General features: G+C 63.6%; 1 protein-coding gene. It reads left to right on the forward strand.

Features of this window, described 5'->3' with window-relative positions; translation table 11 throughout:
• On the forward strand, positions 1-1,859 hold a 1,859-nt coding region (locus tag O3301_RS28550; protein ID WP_305058157.1), incomplete at both ends, for a condensation domain-containing protein.

Consider the following 1,859-nt stretch of genomic DNA (forward strand, 5'->3'; position numbering starts at 1 on the left):
GTCGCAGGCCGGGTATGTGGCGCCGCGCAGCGAAACGGAGCAGAAGTTGGCGGCGATCTGGGCGGAGGTGCTCAAGGTCGAACGTGTCGGCATCCACGACAACTTCTTCGAGTTGGGCGGCCACTCTCTGCTGGCCGTGCAACTGCTGTCGGCGATGCAGCAGGCCGGCTTGCGGACCGATGTGAAGACGGTGTACGCCGCCACCACGCTGGAGGACCTGGCGGCCAAAGTTGACATGGCGGCGGACGCCGGGGAGGGGCCTTTCGTCGCCCCGCCGAACCGCATTCCTGCTGCGTGCGCGCACATCACGCCGGACATGCTGCCGTTGATCGACTTGAGCCAGGACGAGATCGACCGGATCGTGGCCACCGTGCCCGGTGGCGCGGCCAACGTGCAGGACATCTATCCGCTGGCGCCCTTGCAGGAGGGGATGTACTTCTACCACCAGATGCACCGCCAGAAGGACCCGTATATCCTGCCATCGCTGTTCTCCGTCGATTCGCCGGCGCAGTTCGATGCTCTGGTGGACGCCTTGCGCCAAGTGCTTGCGCGGCATGACGTGCTGCGCACCGCCATCTTGTCGGAGAACCTGCCATTGCCGGTGCAGGTCGTCCACAAGCATGTGGACCTGCAGGTCGAGATGATAGAAGCAGATCCGGAGACGACCCCAGAAAACCAGCTCAAGGCAGGCTTCGACAAGCCGATGGATCTTTCCCGGGCGCCGCTGCTGCAGGTGAGCGCGGTGCGGGATCCGCATTCCTGGAAGGTGCATGTGCTGTTCAGGATTCACCACCTGATTGATGACGTCACCTCGTCGATCATCCTGGGTACGGAGATCCAGGCCCATCTTCGCGGCAAGACGGCACACCTGCCGGAAACGGTGCCTTACCGCGAATTTGTCGCCCATTCGCTGCACCAGGCCAGGCATAACGATGCCGAGCGCTTCTTTGGCGAGATGCTGGGCGATGTGACCGAAGCGACTGCACCCTTCAAGCTGCTCGACGTGCATGGCGACGGCACCGAGATCGCCGAATGCCGCAAGGCCGTGGATGCTACTCTGGCTGGCAGCATCCGACGAATCTCCCGCCAGCGCAAGACCAGTCCCGCGACGCTGTTCCACGCGGCCTGGGCGCTGGTGGTTGCAGCATGCAGCGGTCGCGATGATGTCGTCTTCGGCACGGTGTTCTCTGGCCGCCTGCAAGGCACCGCCGGAGCGCGCAGCATGCTGGGCATGTTCATCAACACGCTGCCAATGCGGATGAAGCTCGAAGGTCTTGGGGTGGCAGATATGCTGGCCCGGACGGAAACCGCGTTGCATGAACTGCTGCCATACGAGCAGGCGCCGCTGACGCTGGCACAGCGCTGCAGCGGGCTGGAAAACAGCGTTCCGCTATTTAGCGCGATCCTGAACTACCGGCACACCGCGCCGTCCGAGGAAGCGGCCGAAGCCGATGCCGACGAGCGCGATATTGCACTGATCGCCTTCAAGGAGCGCACCAACTATCCCATGACGATCTCGGTCGATGACCTCGGCGACGAGTTCCTGATCGATGCGCACGTCCATTGCAGCGTGGCGCCGGCACGGGTCATCGCCTATCTGGAGCAGGCGCTGACCGGTATCGTGCGGGCGCTGCAGTCGCAGCCGGACCAGGTTGTAGCCAGCATTTCGGTGCTGCCGCCGCAGGAACGCGAACAGTTGCTGTTGGAATGGAACAGTACCGCGCACGCGCAGGAGCATGAGCACGCGCAGACCTTGCATGGCCTGTTCGAGCAACAGGCGCTGCACTGCCCTGAAACGGAGGCTGTCAAGTTTGCAGGCCAGTCGCTGACTTACCGCGAGCTCAATGCGCGCGCCAACC

This window comes from Janthinobacterium sp. SUN211, assembly GCF_030587315.1.
Classification (GTDB): domain Bacteria; phylum Pseudomonadota; class Gammaproteobacteria; order Burkholderiales; family Burkholderiaceae_D; genus Janthinobacterium; species Janthinobacterium kumbetense.